The organism is Pectobacterium atrosepticum (assembly GCF_000740965.1).
Classification (GTDB): domain Bacteria; phylum Pseudomonadota; class Gammaproteobacteria; order Enterobacterales; family Enterobacteriaceae; genus Pectobacterium; species Pectobacterium atrosepticum.
This window is the reverse complement of the sequence record NZ_CP009125.1, coordinates 107,880-121,698: the sequence shown is the minus strand read 5'-3', so window position 1 is coordinate 121,698 and position 13,819 is coordinate 107,880. Positions and strand designations below refer to the sequence as shown.

11 protein-coding genes are annotated in these 13,819 nt (G+C 50.9%); 5 read left to right on the top strand and 6 right to left on the bottom strand.

Translation table 11 applies throughout. The features are described 5' to 3' along the window. Window position 1: 1 nt before the first annotated feature. Window positions 2-997 (bottom strand): D-xylose ABC transporter substrate-binding protein, encoded by a 996-nt coding sequence (gene xylF / locus GZ59_RS00505; RefSeq protein WP_039289361.1) that lies wholly within the window; start codon window positions 995-997, stop codon window positions 2-4. Between the two features lie 478 nt (window positions 998-1,475). Between xylF and xylA the strand changes: the two genes are divergently transcribed. Both xylA and xylB read left to right on the top strand, forming a co-directional pair. Next, window positions 1,476-2,795 carry a xylose isomerase gene (gene xylA / locus GZ59_RS00500; protein WP_011091740.1) on the top strand — a complete coding sequence of 440 codons (1,320 nt, stop codon included), beginning with the start codon at window positions 1,476-1,478 and terminating at the stop codon, window positions 2,793-2,795. A gap of 66 nt (window positions 2,796-2,861) precedes the next feature. Further along, window positions 2,862-4,319: a xylulokinase gene (xylB, locus tag GZ59_RS00495; RefSeq protein WP_039289359.1), complete on the top strand. Its 1,458-nt coding sequence runs from the start codon at window positions 2,862-2,864 to the stop codon at window positions 4,317-4,319. A 30-nt stretch (window positions 4,320-4,349) separates the two neighbouring features. Here xylB and GZ59_RS00490 read toward each other — a convergent pair whose 3' ends face one another. Both GZ59_RS00490 and exaC read right to left on the bottom strand, forming a co-directional pair. Next, on the bottom strand, window positions 4,350-5,342 hold the full coding sequence (locus tag GZ59_RS00490; protein ID WP_011091738.1) for an acyltransferase: 993 nt from the start codon (window positions 5,340-5,342) through the stop codon (window positions 4,350-4,352). Window positions 5,343-5,531: 189 nt separating this feature from the next. Beyond that, on the bottom strand, window positions 5,532-7,067 hold the full coding sequence (gene exaC, locus GZ59_RS00485) for an acetaldehyde dehydrogenase ExaC (protein ID WP_039289357.1): 1,536 nt from the start codon (window positions 7,065-7,067) through the stop codon (window positions 5,532-5,534). 271 nt (window positions 7,068-7,338) lie between these two features. On the opposite strand from exaC, the gene fdhD reads away from it, so the two are divergent. From fdhD to GZ59_RS00470, 3 genes are all read left to right on the top strand, one after another. Then, window positions 7,339-8,172, top strand: a complete 834-nt coding sequence (fdhD, locus tag GZ59_RS00480) for a formate dehydrogenase accessory sulfurtransferase FdhD (protein ID WP_039294607.1) — start codon at window positions 7,339-7,341, stop codon at window positions 8,170-8,172. 259 nt (window positions 8,173-8,431) lie between these two features. Beyond that, window positions 8,432-9,058 carry a superoxide dismutase [Mn] gene (sodA, locus tag GZ59_RS00475; RefSeq protein WP_039289356.1) on the top strand — a complete coding sequence of 209 codons (627 nt, stop codon included), beginning with the start codon at window positions 8,432-8,434 and terminating at the stop codon, window positions 9,056-9,058. Window positions 9,059-9,435: 377 nt separating this feature from the next. Then, complete coding sequence (locus GZ59_RS00470) at window positions 9,436-11,328, top strand: methyl-accepting chemotaxis protein (protein WP_011091734.1); 1,893 nt, start codon at window positions 9,436-9,438, stop codon at window positions 11,326-11,328. 109 nt (window positions 11,329-11,437) lie between these two features. Here GZ59_RS00470 and GZ59_RS00465 read toward each other — a convergent pair whose 3' ends face one another. From GZ59_RS00465 to GZ59_RS00455, 3 genes are all read right to left on the bottom strand, one after another. Then, entirely contained in the window at window positions 11,438-11,800 is a 363-nt protein-coding gene (locus tag GZ59_RS00465) for a YibL family ribosome-associated protein (RefSeq protein ID WP_011091733.1), read from the bottom strand. A 158-nt stretch (window positions 11,801-11,958) separates the two neighbouring features. Beyond that, on the bottom strand, window positions 11,959-12,537 hold the full coding sequence (locus GZ59_RS00460; RefSeq protein ID WP_162837362.1) for an MltR family transcriptional regulator: 579 nt from the start codon (window positions 12,535-12,537) through the stop codon (window positions 11,959-11,961). Window positions 12,538-12,636: 99 nt separating this feature from the next. Next, entirely contained in the window at window positions 12,637-13,785 is a 1,149-nt protein-coding gene (locus tag GZ59_RS00455) for a mannitol-1-phosphate 5-dehydrogenase (protein WP_039289352.1), read from the bottom strand. Window positions 13,786-13,819 lie beyond the last annotated feature (34 nt).

The window sequence follows — 13,819 nt, the reverse complement described above, 5'->3', positions numbered from 1 at the left end:
GTTAATACACATCCGCTTTTTTGTGGAAACCATCAGCAATGATGGTGGAATCGATATTGGATTTATCGACGGGAATTGGGGTCAGTAAGAAGGAAGGAATGTCTTTCAACCCATTGTTTAGTTTAGCGTTAGACTCTGGCGTTTTACCGGCTCCCAGTGCCACAGCGATATCTGCGGCATCTTTCGCCAGCTTGCTGATCGGTTTATAGACCGTCATGGTTTGCGCCCCAGCCACAATGCGTTTGATTGCCGCCAAGTCGGCATCCTGACCGGAAATAGCCACCTTCCCTGCCAATCCTTGTGCAGCCAGCGCCTGAATCGCCCCGCCCGCCGTGGCATCGTTCGACGCAACGACAGCATCAATCTTATTGCTGTTCGCCGTTAGCGCATTTTCCATAATTTTTAGCGCGTTTTCTGGTAGCCAGGCATCGACCCACTGATCGCCAACGACCTTGATCTTCCCACTCTCGATCAACGGCGTGAGCACTTTCATTTGCCCCTGACGAAACAGCTTCGCATTGTTATCGACCGGTGAGCCGCCCATTAAGAAATAGTTTCCGCCGGGCACTTTATCGACGAGATATTTCGCCTGTAGCTCTCCAACCTTTTCATTATCAAATGAAATATAAAAATCCACATCCGCATTATTAATCATGCGATCGTAAGCAAGAACTTTTATTCCCTCACGTTTTGCTTCCGCAATAACATTACCAAGTACCTGACCGTTATAAGGAATAATAACCAATACATCGACACCGCGATTGATCATGTTTTCTATTTGAGAAATTTGCGTAGCTTCATTGCCGTTTGCTGATTGAACAAAAACATCAGCGCCCTGCTTTTTGGCTTGCTCAACAAAAAGATCGCGATCTTTCTGCCAGCGTTCAAGACGCAAATCATCAATCGCCATGCCTATTTTAACGTCCTTCGCGAATCCGGGCTGACAAGCTAAAGTGAATACGGCACAAGCTGAGAGTAAAAAATGGTTAACTTTCATCATAGCGTACCTTTTTTTATTTAAAGTGCAGGGCTATACCCTAAATAATTCGAGCTACAGGAAGGCGGCAAGAGAGGGAGTCCCGATGAGCTTACTCAAGTAAGTGATTCGGGTGACTGAACGCGGCCAACGCACATGTAACTTGAAGTATGACGGGTATGAGGTCTCCAATAGCCAGATGAGTATTGTCGCTAAATATCCCCCCATCAATTACAGATTTTTATCCTCCAATTATGTTTTTTGGTTTAATTTCCGTTTTTTGATGCGGGTCATATTTTATTGTCGAGTCACATTTTTACGTTGTTACATATTGCGAAGCGTATTCAGGTTAAAACGCCGTTATTTTTGCGACACAGCGCACATTTAATAATTCTCTGAATTTCAGTGTGAAATAACGTAATTGAGGAAACGTTCATCAACTCCGAAAATTAATCACATTCCCGTCTCTTCCGTCTGGGTGGTTTCTAAGGAGTTAACGATGCAAGCCTATTTTGAACAGATCGAAAAAGTTCGTTATGAAGGTAGCCAAAGCAGTAATCCCTTCGCCTTTCGTCACTACAATCCCGATCAGGAAATTCTCGGTAAACGTATGGCGGACCATTTGCGTTTTGCCGTCGCTTATTGGCACACGTTCTGCTGGAACGGCTCGGATATGTTCGGCGTCGGATCCTTTGCCCGGCCGTGGCAGCAGTCGGGCGATGCGCTGGAACTGGCGAAGCGCAAAGCGGATATCGCATTCGAATTCTTTCAAAAACTAAGCGTGCCTTACTACTGCTTTCATGACGTCGATGTCGCGCCGGAAGGGAACTCGCTGAAAGAATATCTGCATAACATTGCGGTGATCACCGATGTGCTGGCGGAAAAGCAGCAGGATAGCGGCGTGAAGCTGCTGTGGGGCACCGCTAACTGCTTCACCAATCCCCGCTATGGCGCAGGCGCGGCCACCAATCCTGATCCAGATGTGTTTGCCTGGGCTGCTACGCAGGTGTTCACGGCAATGAACGCGACCAAAACACTGGGCGGTGAAAACTATGTGCTGTGGGGCGGGCGCGAAGGGTATGAAACTCTGCTCAATACCGACCTGCGTCAGGAGCGTGAGCAAATTGGCCGCTTTATGCAAATGGTTGTCGAGCATAAACACAAAATCGGTTTTCAGGGCACACTGCTCATTGAACCGAAACCGCAGGAACCGACTAAACATCAGTACGATTACGATGTCGCCACTGTTTATGGCTTCCTGAAACAGTTTGGGCTGGAAAAAGAGATTAAAGTCAACGTGGAAGCCAACCACGCGACGCTTGCTGGGCATTCATTCCACCATGAGATCGCCACCGCTGTCGCGCTGGGCGTTTTCGGATCGGTCGATGCCAATCGCGGCGACCCTCAGCTTGGCTGGGACACCGATCAGTTCCCTAACAGCGTGGAAGAAAACACGCTGATCATGTATGAAATTCTCAAGGCAGGCGGCTTCACGACAGGTGGGCTGAACTTTGATGCCAAAGTTCGTCGCCAGAGCACCGATCGCTATGACCTTTTCCATGCGCATATCGGCGCGATGGATACAATGGCACTGGCGCTCAAGGCTGCTGCCAGAATGATTGAAGATGATAAGCTCAATCAATTGGTCGCCAAGCGCTATGCGGGCTGGAACGGTGAACTAGGTCAGCAAATTCTGCAAGGCAACGCGTCGCTGGAATCGCTGGCTCAGTATGCGGAAAGCCATCAACTGGCACCACAGCACCAGAGCGGCCAGCAGGAACTGCTGGAAAATCTGGTTAACCGCCATCTATTTGGCTAGTGCGGTACGCTTGCCTGCTACGGCAGGTTAAAAAACTGCCGTAGTACAAGGCGATCAGGAGCGACTATGTATATCGGTATTGATCTGGGTACTTCCGGTGTTAAAGCCATCTTACTGGATGAAACAGGAGAGGTGATCGCCAGCCATAGCGCCGCGCTGAGCATTTCGCGTCCGCATCCGCTTTGGTCGGAGCAAGCGCCTGAGGACTGGTGGCAGGCAACAGACCAAGCGCTACAAGCATTGGCAGCAACACACAGCCTTCGCGCCGTGAAAGCGCTGGGGTTGACCGGGCAAATGCACGGGGCGACCTTGCTGGACGCCCGCCAGAACGTGCTGCGGCCCGCGATTCTCTGGAATGACGGACGTAGCGCGGCGCAATGCCGAACGCTGGAACAGTTGGTGCCTACCTCGCGCCAGATTACCGGCAACCTGATGATGCCGGGCTTTACTGCCCCCAAACTAAAATGGGTGCAGGAAAACGAAAGCGATATCTTTCGCCAAATCGACAAGGTCCTGCTGCCAAAAGACTATCTCCGCTGGCGTCTGACAGGGGAATTTGCCAGCGATATGTCCGATGCGGCTGGAACCCTCTGGCTGGACGTCGCCAAACGGGATTGGAGCGATGCTCTGCTGGAAGCCTGCTCGCTGAGCCGTGAACACATGCCCACGCTGTATGAAGGCAACCAGATTACCGGTTATCTGCGACCTGACATCGCCAGTCGCTGGGGTATGGATCCCGTCCCCGTTATTGCTGGCGGTGGGGATAACGCAGCAGGCGCGATTGGCGTCGGGCTGTATCAAACCGGTCAGGCGATGCTGTCTCTCGGCACATCCGGCGTTTATTTCGCCGTCAGCGACGGTTTTCTCAGTAATCCTCAGCATGCCGTCCACAGCTTTTGCCATGCGCTGCCAAATACCTGGCACCTGATGTCCGTGATGTTAAGCGCGGCGTCCTGCCTAGATTGGGTCGCCCGCCTGACACACGCCGAGAGCGTGCCCGCACTGTTGCAGGAAGTCGCCTCAATGCCAGCCGATGACACGATAACGCCAGTGTGGTTTTTGCCCTATCTTTCTGGCGAGCGTACACCGCACAACAATCCTGATGCCAAAGGCGCATTCTGGGGGCTCACCCACCAGCACGGCCGCGCAGAGCTGGCAAAAGCGGTGCTGGAAGGCGTGGGATTTGCGCTTGCCGATGGGATGGACGCACTGCATATGACTGGGCTAAAACCCGATAGCATCACGCTAATTGGCGGTGGCGCACGTAGCGACTATTGGCGGCAAATGTTGGCAGATATCAGTGGTCAAACTCTGGAATACCGCACGGGCGGCGATGTCGGCCCAGCGCTGGGTGCCGCCCGTCTGGCACAAATCGCTATGCATCCCCATACGCCACTGGCAGAACTCTTGCCGCCGCTACCGATGGAGCAGGTTCATCAGCCGAATACCCAGCGCCACGCCGACTATGCCGAGCGTAGGCGCACATTTAAAACGCTCTACCAACAGCTTAGTCCGCTGATGTAGCACCGTTCGTCCGGTACACCGGACGGGTAGTCAACTCACCCAGCGCCGCACATCAATCTTCTGTAAAGCCATCGAAAGCAGCAGGCTGGCCGCCAGCGCGATGGTGAAGACATAGAAGATATCGAGAACCGGATGATCCGGCAGCATCACATCATGCGTACGTAGATAGTGAATGATCAACGCGTGGAAACCGTAAATCGCCAGCGAATGACGCGAAATGGTGGCAAAACCCGGTAAGATCCGCTGGCTAAAGTAGTACTTAAACACCACCAAAAGGCTGACCGCCGCCAGAAACACCAGTGGCCCGCAGTAGATATAAAACGTCTGGGTGAATGTATCGTTCAACAATGTGTGGTGCTTCGTCCCCATAGCAATCAGCGCGACACACGCAATGAAGAAGGGGATAGCGGCCAGCACGACTTTCTTTGGCACATCCAACATGCCCAACGCACGCCCCAGCGCGGCATATAGCACGTAGTAAAACGTATCACCGTAAATATAGAGATTAACAGGCAGTAATTTAAAGCCTTCAAACCCCACCCGCCCCGTATTAGGGTTGGCGATAACGGCCAATAAGATAATCAAGACCGCTAAATATTTGCCCGATACTGGCTTGATTGTAATAAGTGGGGAAAGCAGGTAAATCACGATAATGGCGTAGAAAAACCATAGGTGATAAAAGATCGGTTTTTGCAGCGCATGGTGTAATGAATTCAAGCCATTAATCGGCGTGAGCGTCGCAATATAGATCAGCGCGACCGTACTATAAAAAAGCAGACATAAACCGACACGTAGGAAATTTTTCTTCCCCGCACTACGCTCACCAAAGAATAAATAACCCGAGATCATGAAAAACAGTGGGACGCAGACGCGCGAAGCAGAGTTCAGGACATTCGCCACATCCCAATATCCGTCACCCGGCGTGCCACCCGCAGTAATATAGTAAGTTGTACTATGAATCAGAACGACCATCATGCAAGCCAGCGCCCGCAGGTTATCAATCCAGCCGATCTTATCCGTCATGCACAACCTCTTGAAAGCAAAGCGCTATTCAAAACAGCGTAGCCGTTGTTAAGCGCCGACACAATCAACTATCAATCATCAGCAACTAACAATCGGGCAAATCTGAGTGCTCAGGACGCATTAACACGGAAAACTAGCATCGATTTACGTTATGCGCGCCTCCCAATGGCAGGCGCGCAGGGTCTGGTGTTAGAACAGCCCCATCGGCTTATCAGAGTAACTCACCAACAGGCACTTGGTTTGCTGATAATGATCCAGCATCATTTTATGATTCTCACGCCCGATACCGGACTGCTTATAGCCCCCAAACGCGGCATGTGCCGGATAGGCGTGATAACAGTTGGTCCAAACTCGACCAGCCTGAATGCCGCGCCCCATTCGGTAAGCGACGTTACCGTTACGGCTCCACACGCCAGCACCCAGACCGTATTCCGTATCGTTAGCTATCTCCAGCGCATCTTCCATCGTCTTGAACGTTGTTACCGCCAACACCGGACCGAAAATTTCCTCCTGAAAGACACGCATACTATTTTTACCGAACAATATCGTCGGCTCCAAATAGTAGCCTTCCGCCAGCCCGCCCGGCATCGCCTTACGCTGGCCGCCAGTGAGTACCCGTGCGCCCTCTTTCTTACCGATATCAATATAGTTAAGGATGGTTTCGAGCTGGCCTGCTGACACCTGTGCGCCCATCATGGTTTTGCTGTCCAGCGGGTTACCGATGCGGATAGCTTCAACGCGCTTGATTGCCCGTTCCATAAAGCGATCATAGATAGATTCCTGCACCAGCGCGCGGCTCGGGCAGGTGCAAACCTCTCCCTGATTGAAGGCAAACAGCGTGAAACCTTCGAGCGCTTTGTCAAAGAAACTATCTTCCTTATCCATCACATCGGCAAAGAAGATGTTCGGCGATTTGCCACCCAATTCCAGCGTCACCGGCGTCACATTCTGTGCCGCATAGCTCATGATCTGCTGGCCCACTTCGGTTGACCCGGTGAATGCGACTTTCGCAACGCGTTTCGATGTTGCCAGATACTCGCCAATCTCACTTCCCGATCCATTGACGACATTAATGACCCCCGCTGGCAGCAGATCCTGAATCAGCTCCATCAAAATCAGCACCGACATCGGCGTCAGCTTGGCAGGCTTCAGTACAATACAGTTACCGGCTGCCAGTGCAGGAGCCATCTTCCAACAGGCCATCAGCAGCGGGAAGTTCCAGGGAATGATTTGTGCAACAACGCCAAGAGGCTCATGAAAATGATAGGCCACGGTATCGCCGTCAATTTCGCTGATTGCCCCCTCTTGCGCGCGGATACAGGCAGCAAAATAACGAAAGTGGTCAATCGCCAGCGGCACATCCGCCCCGCTGGTTTCACGTATCGGCTTACCGTTATCCCAGGTTTCCACCTGCGCTAGCCGTTCAAGATTTTGTTCCATCCGGTCGGCAATACGGTTAAGAACCAGCGCCCGTTCCTGCACCGATAGACCACCCCATTCCGCTTTTGCCTTGTGGGCTGCATCCAGCGCGTGGTCAATATCTCGCGTTGACGAACTGGCTACTTCACACATCGGCTGGCCTGTCACTGGCGTTAAATTGACAAAATACTGACCAGCATCAGGCGGAACCCAGGCTCCACCGATAAAATTGTCATAGCGTTTTTTCAGATCGAGAGAACCGACTTCGCCAAATGCGGATCGGCCTTCGAGATTATCGTGCGCCATTTCAGTCTCCTTTTTATTTCCGAGTGAGCGGCCATGCCGCAGTGAAAAAAAGAGGCAAGCAGTAAGCAGCTCCATTAAGCCTATACGGGGTATGGGGTTAGCGACAGGATTCGGCCAGAGAAGAAGGCAACTCTTCGAGTTGACGCACAGTTTCTTTCCTGTTGCAGGAAAAATACATATTGCTATGCGAACACGCTCGCTGTTCCTGGAGAAAAATTCGCATCCCTTCTGGCGCGGTGAAATAATACTTTTAATTTCTATGGTTACTAACATGCAGGTATTTCAGGTGAAAGAGGTTCATTCACAAGCGGATGCCGTCCTCGAAGGCGCAACGCAACATTCGGTCTATCATCCCGATTCGCTGCATCAGCCACAGTCTGATTGGCTGGCAGAAGAGGTGCCTGTGGCGCTGGTTTATAACGGCATCTCGCATGTCGTTATGATGGCATCACCGAAGGAACTGGAGCAGTTCGCACTCGGGTTTTCCTTATCTGAAGGCATTATTCAATCACCCGCAGATATCTACGGTATTGATGTACAGAACGCCTGTAACGGGATTGAAGTTCAAATTGAGCTTTCCAGCCGACGTTTTGCCGGTCTAAAAGAACGACGCAGATCGATGGATGGCCGTACAGGCTGCGGCGTCTGTGGCGTAGAGCAGCTAGCGGAAATAGGCAAACCGGTTGCACCTCTGCCGTTCACGCAGACATTTTCCCTCAGCAAGCTTGAAAACGCGCTAGTGCGACTGCGCGATGTGCAGAAGATCGGTCAGGTGACTGGCTGCACTCACGCTGCAAGTTGGATAGCACCAGACGGCACGTTGTCAGGGGGGAGCGAAGATGTCGGACGCCATGTTGCGCTGGATAAATTGCTTGGTGCCCGAGCAAAACAGGGGTGGCAACAGGGTGCAGCACTGGTTTCCAGCCGAGCCAGCTATGAAATGGTACAAAAATCTGCCATGTGTGGCGTGGAAATCTTGTTCGCCGTCTCTGCGGCAACCTCACTGGCCGTTGACGTCGCACAGCGCTGCAACCTGACTCTAGTGGGTTTTTGTCGACCAGGGCAGGCAACCATTTACACGCACCCGCAGCGTCTGAGCAAGTAAGCCATTGCCGTCAAGATCGCGGTGGCTCGCAGTCAACACACACGCAATTTGAAGTATGACGAGTATAGATTAATTTGTTTTTACATAGTGCGATAATGACATAAACGTTTGTTATCATGAAGTAAAGCAATCTGACTCCCGACAGCAGATCGAGAATAATCATTTTCAATATCATTTAATTAACTATAATGAACGTATTGCTTACGCGGCACTCATAGAACAGTGCCGTAACATTTTTTTTACCATGGAGATGCTAAACATGAGTTATTCACTGCCATCGCTGCCTTATGCTTATGACGCACTGGAACCGCATTTCGACAAAGAAACGATGGAAATTCACCATTCCAAACACCATCAGGCTTACGTCAATAATGCTAATGCCGCGCTGGAATCTCTGCCTGAACTGGCTAAATTGTCTGTTGAAGAGCTGATTGCTCAACTGGATAAAGTTCCTGCTGAGAAAAAAGCAGCCCTGCGTAACAACGCTGGTGGCCACGCTAACCACAGCCTGTTCTGGAAAGGCCTGAAATTAGATACTACGCTGACTGGCGATCTGAAAGCAGCAATCGAACGCGATTTCGGCAGCGTTGATGCGTTTAAAGAAAAATTTGAGCAAGCAGCAGCAACCCGTTTCGGTTCTGGCTGGGCTTGGCTGGTTCTGAAAGACGACGGCAAACTGGCTGTAGTCTCTACTGCAAACCAAGACAGCCCGCTGATGGGTGAAGCAATTTCTGGTACCTCTGGCTACCCAATCGTCGGTCTGGACGTATGGGAGCACGCTTACTACCTGAAATTCCAAAACCGTCGCCCAGATTATGCTAAAGCATTCTGGAACGTGCTGAACTGGGACGAAGCCTCAGCTCGCTTCGCTAGCGCGAAAAAATAAAACCGTTGGATGCCTGATACCATCAGGCTCCTTCTGCGTTTGAATGGAGACTGGAATAACAACGTGTTATTCCAGTTTTTTATTATATTTCACCTCGTATTTTCTGTTCATCTTCTCGTTGTTCCCCACCGACCCGCGCGATCGAATAGCCGCTATCTCGCACCGTTTACCCGTTTCTGTTAGCGAACAGGCTTCAAGCCCGAAAAGCGGGCGGCACGTAAAGTTTCAGAGTAGAGTGCCGATATCTACTGCGGGTTTTTATCATGTTGTTTTGCAGGGATAGGCTTGGCACGCGGTAATCCGAGATGCTAACACCGCTAATCAAGTGTGCATCAGGATAATGAATTTGACTCAATACGATATAGTGGTGGGATGGGATGGCTATGAATTTTGACAATCTAAAAGTCGGTAAAAAATTAGGATTAGGCTTTTTCCTGATTCTGCTGATGACCATGGTGATTGCCGGTGCGGGTATTATGCATATAGGCTCGCTGAAAGACAGTATTGATAAAGTTAATTTAAGCAACGATATCAATGATGAAATTAATCAGGCTAAATATTACCGCGCATTATACGGCACCACCTATAATCCTGATGATATCAAAAAGAACATTGAGCATATTTCTAATATCAGCAAGCTCGCTGAAAAAGCAAAAGAATTTAACTGGCCAGAAAGCGACGCCAAGAAAATAGCCAGCATCCCTACGTTAATTTCCAGCTACCAGGAAAAGCAAAAAGGTTATATTAATGCAGTAAATACCAAAGACACGGTAAGAAAAGGCTGGAATATCTCAACGACAGAAAAACCACTGCAACAGCTCAATGACCAATTAAAGACGGATAATAACAGCGCCACTCTGCAATTATTACTTTCTGACCTAAACCAAAAACTGATTGCCGTCCGCTACCACGTTCGCGGTTTATTACTTTCAACCAATAAAGAATCCGAAGAAAAACTAACGGATTCCATCAACGCGGCGCAAACATCATTGACCTTCCTGTATCAGAGTCTGTCTGCCGAACAGCGTGAAACGCTGGCACCGGTTATGACGATCATGAACAATTATGAAGAACAGGTGTTGGCATACATGCCGGCCTATCAAGAAGAAATGGCGCAGGCAGGGCAAATGCGGGTTGTTGCCGATCAGTTGAATGCCGTTATCCTATCACTACTTAGCGATCAACTGGCCGCCTCACAGGCAGACATTCACAATGCCACGCTGCAAATGAGCATCGCGGCGCTGATTACCCTACTGCTTGGTCTGCTGATTTCCTGGTTCATTTCACGTCAGATCACCACACCACTTGGCAATACATTGAACATGGCTGAAAAAATCGCGATGGGCGATCTCACCATGTCCATCAACACGACCCGTAAAGACGAGCTGGGCCAGTTGATGAGTGCGATGTCGAAAATGAACGACAATCTGCACAATATGATCGATGACATTCGCGTCGGCGTCAGCCAGATTTCTAACGCATCCAGCGAGATCGTTGCGGGCAACACAGATTTGTCGTCACGTACCGAACAACAGGCCGCTGCCGTTGAACAAACCGCCGCCAGCATGGAACAGCTCACCGCGACGGTTAAGCAAAACGCAGACAACGCACACCACGCCAACAAGCTGGCAATCAGCGCTTCCCAAACCGCCAAACAGGGTGGCGAGCAGGTCAATAAGGTGGTGCAAACCATGACCGCGATTGAGAGCAGTTCTAAACGTATCGCGGAAATCACGTCCGTCATCAACAGCATCGCCTTCCAAACTAACATTCTGGCATTGAACGCCGCAGTGGAAGCCGCGCGCGCCGGTGAACAAGGCCGTGGCTTTGCCGTTGTCGCCAGCGAAGTCCGTAGTCTTGCCCAGCGTAGTTCGCAGGCTGCGAAAGAAATTGAAGGTTTGATTTCTGAATCGGTTAATCAGGTATCACGCGGTGCGACGCTGGTCGGCAATGCAGGTAAAACGATGAACGATATCGTCACCTCTATCACTCAGGTACATGACATCATGGGTGAAATTGCCACTGCATCGGATGAGCAAAGCAAAGGAATTACTCAGGTTAGCCAAGCTATTGTTGAGATGGATAGCACCACTCAGCAGAACGCCGCGTTGGTTGAACAATCCTCTGCCGCCGCCGACTCTCTGGAAGAGCAGGCAAGACTGCTGAAGCAGGCGGTTTCCGTCTTCCGTCTGGCCAACGCACAGCATGACGATACCCCCGCTGGTATCGCGTTTAACAACCAACCGCATCGTCTGCACGCGCCGCGCTAATATCGAAAACGATAAAAACGACAAAGCCCCTGTTAAACAGGGGCTTCATCAATGAATCCATCACGATAACTCGTCCATCACTATCCTCCGCCAGTGCAGAGAAAAGGCCTCAGAACGATTTCGGCGCGTAGCCTGTCATCTCTTTTAAACCCATCTCACGCCCGAGTGCCGTCATCGGATGCACAATCACCAAACCGCGAACGTTTTTCTTCAACGTCCCCATATCAGCCTGCTCTTTTTTAGTAATCGCACGGTTGAAAGGTAAGTTCGCCAATTTCTGTGCTTCTTTGCTGAGTTTCTGTTCTCTCACGTTACGCAGGCGCTCAATTTCAGCCGTTAGCTTCTCGCAGGCCTCCAAATTGAGGGCGATGGCTTCACCATCACCTTGTGCCAGCAGCGTGGTCTGCTTATGCGTCAGCTTATCCAACTGGTCGCTAAGGAGTTTGATCTCTGTTTTTTCCTGCTCTTTCATAAAAGATAACCTATATAACGGGAGAATAATGCGGGGCACAGCATACACTATACGCTAAATAATTCGAGTTGCGTGAAGGCGGCCAACACACATGCAGCTTGAAGTACAACGAGTATAAACGCCTGACAGGTATAGTGGTGTAATGCGGTAGAACGGGGTTAAAACGCCTTTTTCAGACTGATTTGCGCAATCAACGTGGTCAGGGATAAAACCAGCGTGGAACGCACCATCTGCTGATAACGCTGCTGCTGCATACTCACCAGAAGCGGATCGGCATCTGCCCCCGGCGGCAACGTCGGTTCTGCGGGCAACGCCGCAACGCAGTGCAACTCGCCGATGGGCCCCAGAATTTCATCATCGGTAAAACGATAGTGCCGATCGTCATGCGCCAACTCTTCGCCCAGCGCCATTAACAGTTCCGCATCTTCATACTCTTTACGGCTGATCATCCCCAAGCCATAAATCAGTTTCAGGCGCACGGAAAGGTCACCCAGCGGGCCCGTTCCCGTCATCAGAGGTTCAACGGCATATTTCACCGCATAGTCGTCTTTACGGAACACCTGCAACATCAAGATACTGGCCGCTTCGGCCAGCAATTCAACGGCGCAGAGCATAAAGTCGCGCACTGTCTTCCCTGAGTTCAGCGCTTCCAGAACTCGGTTTTCAAACGCCTGTGTTTCTTCCATCGTCACTTCTCGTACCTTTAAATCCGCACAACATACCCATCTCGGTAGCATGCTTACCGGCAGGTGTGGCGACATCCGATCCCCGACGTCGCCCGTATACATTACACCGTGTCGAAAAGACCACACCTGCCTTGTGACGAGACGCGCCGATTACTGCATGGCGTTATACACATTCACTGCTTGCGCGACAACCTCGCTGTCAGCATCCAGACCAGAAATTTGCACCAGCGTCGCCTGCGGCCCCAGAGTACGGATTAATTCAGCCAGTTCCAGCGCCTGCGGATCCTGTTCGCTGCGATAATGCATCGCGGCTGCAATACCAATAATCAGGTTGTCATGCGGTAAATGGTATTCCAGCGTTCCGAGCAGCGGCTTGATCAGACGGTCACCTGCGCTCAGCTTGCGCAGCGGCTGACGGCCAACGCGATCCACATCATCATGCAGATGAGGGTTTTCAAAGCGGCTGAGAATTTTGTTGATATAGGCGGCATGTTTATCCGCATCAAAACCATAACGTTTGATGAGTACCGCACCGCTCTCTTCCATTGCGCCTTTGACCACGGCTCTGACTTTCGGGTCAAGAATCGCATCACGGATCGTTTGATGACGTGCCTGCTGGCCGAGATAGGCCGTAATCGCATGACCAGTATTAAGCGTGAACAGCTTACGCTCGACAAACGCCATCAGATTGTCGGTCAGTTCCATACCGGGAATCGCTGGCGGCTCACCGCAGAACTGGGTTTTATCGACAATCCATTCGCTGAAGGTTTCTACCGTCACCGCCAACACATCGTCACTTCCCGCTTCCGAAGGGGGAACGATGCGATCCACGGCGGAATCGACGAATCCTACATGCTCGACAACCCATTCCTGATGGGCTTCCGGCAGCAGTTTCAGCACATGCTGTTTTAACTGGCTGGTGCCACGCACCATATTTTCACAGGCAATAATGTTCAACGGCCGGGTGTTGCCGTCTTCATGACGTTTAACCAGCCCCTGAGCGATAGTGCCGGCGATTTTTTCCAGAATCTGCGGTCCCACAGCGGTCGTCACCAGATCGGCCACGGCGATCAATGCGATGGCATCCTGACTGCCGCTGTGAACAGCACTGACGTTGCTGACGGCCTCAACTTGAGTGTTATCACCGACAATCCGCACCGAATAGCTTTTACGGCTGTTGAGCGCATCCAACAGCGGCTGATTGACGTCAGCGAATGTCAGTTCAACGTTAGCGTCCGCCAACAATTTACCAATAAATCCACGGCCGATATTACCTGCACCAAAATGTAATGCTTTCATGAGACATAACCTTAAAAAAACATAAAAAGAGGCC

What these genes read in the sequence shown, in the direction of transcription:
- xylF (WP_039289361.1), bottom strand. Translation starts at nt 997, where the DNA reads ATGAAAGTTAACCATTTTTTACTCTCAGCTTGTGCCGTATTCACTTTA.
- xylA (WP_011091740.1), top strand. Translation starts at nt 1,476, where the DNA reads ATGCAAGCCTATTTTGAACAGATCGAAAAAGTTCGTTATGAAGGTAGC.
- xylB (WP_039289359.1), top strand. Translation starts at nt 2,862, where the DNA reads ATGTATATCGGTATTGATCTGGGTACTTCCGGTGTTAAAGCCATCTTA.
- GZ59_RS00490 (WP_011091738.1), bottom strand. Translation starts at nt 5,342, where the DNA reads ATGACGGATAAGATCGGCTGGATTGATAACCTGCGGGCGCTGGCTTGC.
- exaC (WP_039289357.1), bottom strand. Translation starts at nt 7,067, where the DNA reads ATGGCGCACGATAATCTCGAAGGCCGATCCGCATTTGGCGAAGTCGGT.
- fdhD (WP_039294607.1), top strand. Translation starts at nt 7,339, where the DNA reads ATGCAGGTATTTCAGGTGAAAGAGGTTCATTCACAAGCGGATGCCGTC.
- sodA (WP_039289356.1), top strand. Translation starts at nt 8,432, where the DNA reads ATGAGTTATTCACTGCCATCGCTGCCTTATGCTTATGACGCACTGGAA.
- GZ59_RS00470 (WP_011091734.1), top strand. Translation starts at nt 9,436, where the DNA reads ATGGCTATGAATTTTGACAATCTAAAAGTCGGTAAAAAATTAGGATTA.
- GZ59_RS00465 (WP_011091733.1), bottom strand. Translation starts at nt 11,800, where the DNA reads ATGAAAGAGCAGGAAAAAACAGAGATCAAACTCCTTAGCGACCAGTTG.
- GZ59_RS00460 (WP_162837362.1), bottom strand. Translation starts at nt 12,537, where the DNA reads ATGCTACCGAGATGGGTATGTTGTGCGGATTTAAAGGTACGAGAAGTG.
- GZ59_RS00455 (WP_039289352.1), bottom strand. Translation starts at nt 13,785, where the DNA reads ATGAAAGCATTACATTTTGGTGCAGGTAATATCGGCCGTGGATTTATT.